A 5,147-nucleotide genomic window follows, 5' to 3' on the forward strand; every position below is an offset into this window, starting at 1 on the left:
TACCAGTACCGCCTTCCGGGTGCGCACTGTTCCGGCGATCCTCCCCGTGCAGCAGTTCACGCCCGGTGATCCGTCCCCGGCCGCTTCCGATTCGGTTTCATCCACGGCGTCGGTTGCGACCGACTCGGCCACGGTGCGCTATCGCCCATCCGACCGCAAGCGCAAAGAGCCTGAAGCGGCATCCGCCCGACCGGCTCCGGCAAAGGCAGTGGCTGTGCCCGACACTGCACGACGACCCCATAAACCTGTTCCGCAACGACTGCATAAAATCAAGATCAACGACCAACAATGACACCTGTAGCCTGGCTTGTACTCACCCTCGTTTCACTGATGTTCTCGGCACTCTTCTCCGGCACCGAGATAGCCTACATCACCTCCGACCGTGTCAGAGTCGAACTCGACGTGAAGAAGGGAGGAATGCTCAGCCGCATTCTCGGACGCTTCTATGCCGATCCCGACTTCTTCATATCCACAATCCTCGTAGGCAACAACATCATGCTCGTCATCTATGGCATGGGTGCGGCGTTCTTTATCGAAAAATGCTGGCTGGAGCACTATCATCTCAATCAGGCCATAGTGCTCATACTCTCCACCCTCATCTCCACAGGCGTGATACTCATTACCGGCGAATTCTTCCCCAAGACCATCTTCCGCATCAATCCCAACATATCGCTCCGTGTGTTCGCTCTGCCGATCTACCTCTTCTACCTGCTGCTTTGGCCGGTGTCGGCATTCACGTCGTGGCTCTCGCGTGCGCTCATGAAGCTATGCGGATTCAAGAGCGACTCCCCGCGCATGGGCATGCTGTCGGTCGGTGATCTCAATTCATATCTCGACCGCACTATCGACGAGGTCAACCCGCAGAAGGCTCCGGTCGAAAACGAAGTGAAGATATTCCACAACGCTCTCGACTTCTCGACAACCCATATACGCGACTGTATGCAGCCGCGCAACGAGATCGTCGCTGTTAATCTGGCCACCACTACGCGCGACGAGCTGAGCAGACTGTTCACATCGTCGGGACGAAGCAAGATCGTGGTCTACGACGAAGATATCGACAACGTCAAGGGATATATCCACGTCAGCGAGCTGTTCAAGCCCGACAACGACTGGCGCACGGCCATCAAGCCTATGGTGTTCGCCCCGGAAACACTGCTTGCCAAGAAGCTCATGCAGCGGCTGCTGTCCGAAAAACGCTCCATGGCGGTGGTGGTCGACGAGTTCGGAGGCACCGCCGGACTCGTCACGCTCGAGGATCTTGTGGAGGAGATATTCGGCGACATACAGGACGAGCACGACACATCGCGCACCATGGCGCGCGAGATAGAGCCGGGAGTCTACGAGTGCAGCGGCCGCATTGAGATCGAGACACTGCGCGAAACCTATCATGTCGACATCCCCGAGGACGATGACTACCAGACACTCGCCGGCTACATACTCCACAACGTCGGAGCTATCCCATCACAGGGCGAGCAGATAGAGATCGACGGCAAACTGTTCACCATAGTGCGCCGCACCGCCACTCGTCTCGAACTCATCCGCATCGCCCCCGCCACCTCCGCTCCGGTTCCATCCGCCTGACCCCTCATTTTCCCACTTCCTCTGACTTCTTCCCTCCCCGTTGAGGTGGTCGTAGACCACCGACCTTTGTAAACCCCGCCATGACGTCCGCAGGACGGCTTGGTGGGAGTGTAGTATCGTACTCTCGCGGATCTTCGTAGATGAGCCGCAGGGACAGTCCACTCATCAATTCCTCATCTCGGTATCGGCTCATATACGAAGAAGCAGACATTCTCGCCTATTATTGACCACCTCTTTCTCCCCGTAGGATGAGTTGACACCCTCGCTCTCCGATTATTCTGATCACTCCGATTCCCCTCTTCCCACCGGCTGGCGCTGACGCCCTCGCGCGCCATCTCCCTATCTCCCCCTCCTCCTCCCTGCTTTCACGGTCGTCCCTCCTCATGCGCTGACACCCTCGCTCTCTCTTCTCCCTCCTCCCTCCCGACCGGATGGCGTTGACACCCTCGGAGCCCCGGAGGGGGCGGGCAGACAGAATCCCCGGTTCGGAGCGTCACGCCAATCCCGCCACGCGTTAGCGGGGTCGGGGAGCGCGTGCCGCGTAGACCGGGGTAGCCGGAGCCGCCCCACACTCGGCTGAGCTGCGGAGCTTGCGAGATCAGCCGCCCGCGCCAGCCTAGGCCAATAGCGTAGCCACCTCCTATCCCCCCCCTGAAAATAAAGCGGCGCGTCAGCTTTTTAGCCGGCGCGCCGCCTCTATGAAGTTGATATTATTCTTCGTCGATTCTGAACTCCTCATCGTCGAGATCGCTGTCGAAGTCGAGATCGTCTATGTTGTCAGCGTTATCCTCAGCATCCTCGGACTGAGCCTTGGTCGATGGCTTTTCGGCTTTGGAAGCACTCTTGCGCGTACTGTTGCCGTCCGATGCCTTCAGAGCTTCCATTATCTTGGCCTCGATCTCGTCGGCCAGCTCGGGATTGTCTTGAAGCATCTTTTTGGCGGCGTCGCGACCCTGTGCCAGACGCGATCCGTCGTAGCTGAACCATGAGCCGCTCTTCTGGATGATCCCATATTCAACGCCCATGTCCACAAGCTCGCCGCTGCGCGATATTCCTTCGCCGAACATTATGTCGAACTCGGCGCGCTTGAACGGAGGAGCCACCTTGTTTTTCGTGATCTTCACCTTGGTGTGGCGTCCGAGTACATTCTCGCCATCCTTGATCGTCGTGCTCGAACGTATGTCTATGCGCACAGAGGCGTAGAATTTCAGAGCGTTGCCGCCGGTAGTCGTTTCCGACGGGCCGAACATCGCTCCGATTTTCTCGCGGAGCTGATTGATGAATATGCACGTGGTGTTGGTGCGCGATATCGTGCCCGTAAGCTTGCGCATGGCCTGCGACATCAGGCGTGCCTGAAGGCCTACGTTGCGGTCGCCCATATCCCCCTCGATCTCGCTCTTGGGAGTCAGAGCCGCCACGGAGTCTACCACCAGTATGTCGATCGCCGAGGAGCGTATCAGCTGTTCGGCGATTTCCAGAGCCTGTTCGCCGTTGTCGGGCTGCGATATGAGCAGGTTGTTCACGTCCACACCCAGTTTCTCGGCATAAAACCGGTCAAAAGCGTGCTCGGCGTCGATTATCGCTGCTATGCCGCCAAGCTTCTGGGCTTCGGCTATGGCATGGATGGCCAGAGTGGTCTTGCCCGACGACTCGGGTCCATAGATCTCTATGATGCGTCCGCGCGGGAAGCCGCCCACGCCGAGGGCGTAGTTGAGGCTCACCGATCCGGTAGGTATCACGTCTACATCCTCGATATTGTCGTCGCCGAGCTTCATTATGGCCCCCTTGCCATAATCCTTCTCGATCTTCTGCATTGCGGCAGCGAGGGCGTCGAGGCGTGCCTTCTTGGGGTCTACTGCCTCTTTATCTTTTTTTGAGGTTGTTTTTTTCTTTTCCATGTTCGCTTATGGTTTGAGGGTTGTGGCCGACAGTGCGTGCGGCCCTGTCGCTCACTGCAAAGTTACGAATTTTCTTGGGCAGAAACACTGCACATACCGGTTAAAAAACGCCAACGATCAAAGTTTTTCCTCTTGCACCGAACTTTCCGGATTCGGCCGCGTTTTATTGGTACATAGCAAAATTACTTTTTCCATTGCAAGAAATGTGATAATGATTGGTTTATTATCTAAGCGAGGAGACGTTGAGAGAACATCTCCTCGTTGCCTTTTATACATTTCAGACACTCTCTAAAAATAACTTATTTCTGGATCGCTTCACTTATCAGGGTCGCAAGCACCTCCGTCGTCAGCCCTGCCACATACTGTGAGGCGTCCCATCCCTCAAGAGCAGTTGCTATCGCTTCGAGCTCTGGAGCCACTCCCTTTAGACGTTCTTTCAGTTCGGTTTCGGGATCGGTGATGGCGAAGAAGTCGCCCGACAGTTCCACGCGCTCTATCAGTCCGTCGCTGCCGGTTATGACACGCGGACGTATCTCGCCCACTCCTTCTATGCGACGCCCCGAACCGCTTCGGCTGCGCCGTCGGTAGAGCCAGCTGTCGGCAAAATATTCTTCGGCCATGCGTTCTATCTCCTCTATGTCGGCGTCGGTCAGAGTCAGTGTATGGCCGCCGCATAGACTCTCCCTCACGGCTCGCTTGAACTCCTCTATGCCGATGGTGGAGTGTTCCTTGACGGTGGTGATGCGGCTTTCGACCGATTTCACCCCTTTCGACAGCATTTTGGCGCGTGAGGGAGTGATCGCTCCGGCCATCATCGCCCGGTCGGTGTCATACAGCATTGTGCCGTGCACGATGCTCCGTCCGGGCAGGTGATAGAAGGCGTTGCCCGACACTTTCCGGCCGCCGATCAGCACGTCGTTGCGCGATGTGTCGGCCGTGGCGTCGAGGCCGAGAGAGCGGAGCATGGACGCCACTCCGGAGGTGTATTCGCCGAAGGTGGTCATCACGTCGGCCGAAGGAGTGATATAACTCATCATTATGTTGTTGCGGTCGGCATATACGCAGCCGCCGCCGCTCTTGCGGCGCACCACCCTTATGTCGTGGCTGTGGCAGAAGTCCAGATCGGTTTCCAGTTCCACATCCTGATGACGCCCGCATATCACAGTCGGGTCAACCTGCCACATGAAGAAATAGCTGTCCGGGCCTTCACGCCGCGCCAGCCACTCCTCCATCGCGAGATAGAATGGCAGAGGGCGACCGATATGGTCGCCCTCTGTGGGAAGTTGTGCGTAGATCATTTGTCGGCGATAATTTCGTAGACGGTGCAGGGGCCGAGCAGTTTCACTCTCGTTGTGGCTTCGTCGAGCGCCGTTTTGACGAGTTGTGAGCTGATCGGAGTGGTGCGTATGGTGTTGCCCTTGCCGTCAAGTTCCACGAGGGTGCAGCCGGTGCCCGGGGTGCCGAGCAGCAGTGTCAGGCTCTTGGTGTCGGGCTTGCGGTCAAAGGCTATCTCCCCTTTTACTGCGTATTCGGTCGCAGGGTTGCTGTCAAATGCCCTTACGGCTTTGTCATCAGGAGCGGTGAGGTTGTTGCCGAGGCGTTCGGGCGTGAGAGGGTTCACGTCAAAAGTGCGTATCGCAAGCCAGTTTGACTTGGGCGAGTGAAGCT

3 protein-coding genes and 2 pseudogenes are annotated in these 5,147 nt (G+C 57.3%); 2 read left to right on the top strand and 3 right to left on the bottom strand.

The features are described from left to right. The coding region (locus tag C5O24_RS14055) for a hypothetical protein (RefSeq protein ID WP_205961094.1) at positions 1-292 on the top strand (292 nt) is incomplete at its 5' end. Beyond that, complete coding sequence (locus C5O24_RS10600) at positions 289-1,581, top strand: hemolysin family protein (RefSeq protein ID WP_107034942.1); 1,293 nt, start codon at positions 289-291, stop codon at positions 1,579-1,581. The genes C5O24_RS14055 and C5O24_RS10600, both read left to right, overlap by 4 nt. Positions 1,582-2,450: 869 nt before the next feature. Here the strand turns inward: C5O24_RS10600 and recA are convergent. From recA to C5O24_RS14060, 3 genes and pseudogenes are all read right to left on the bottom strand, one after another. Beyond that, positions 2,451-3,479: pseudogene (recA, locus tag C5O24_RS10605) on the bottom strand (recombinase RecA); the annotation flags it as partial. A 299-nt stretch (positions 3,480-3,778) separates the two neighbouring features. Beyond that, positions 3,779-4,777, bottom strand: coding sequence for a lipoate--protein ligase (locus tag C5O24_RS10610; protein WP_107034944.1), 999 nt, complete (start codon positions 4,775-4,777; stop codon positions 3,779-3,781). Beyond that, positions 4,774-5,147: pseudogene (locus C5O24_RS14060) on the bottom strand (hypothetical protein); the annotation flags it as partial. The pseudogene C5O24_RS14060 and the gene C5O24_RS10610, both read right to left, overlap by 4 nt.

The organism is Paramuribaculum intestinale, from assembly GCF_003024925.1.
GTDB classification, from domain to species: Bacteria; Bacteroidota; Bacteroidia; order Bacteroidales; family Muribaculaceae; genus Paramuribaculum; species Paramuribaculum intestinale.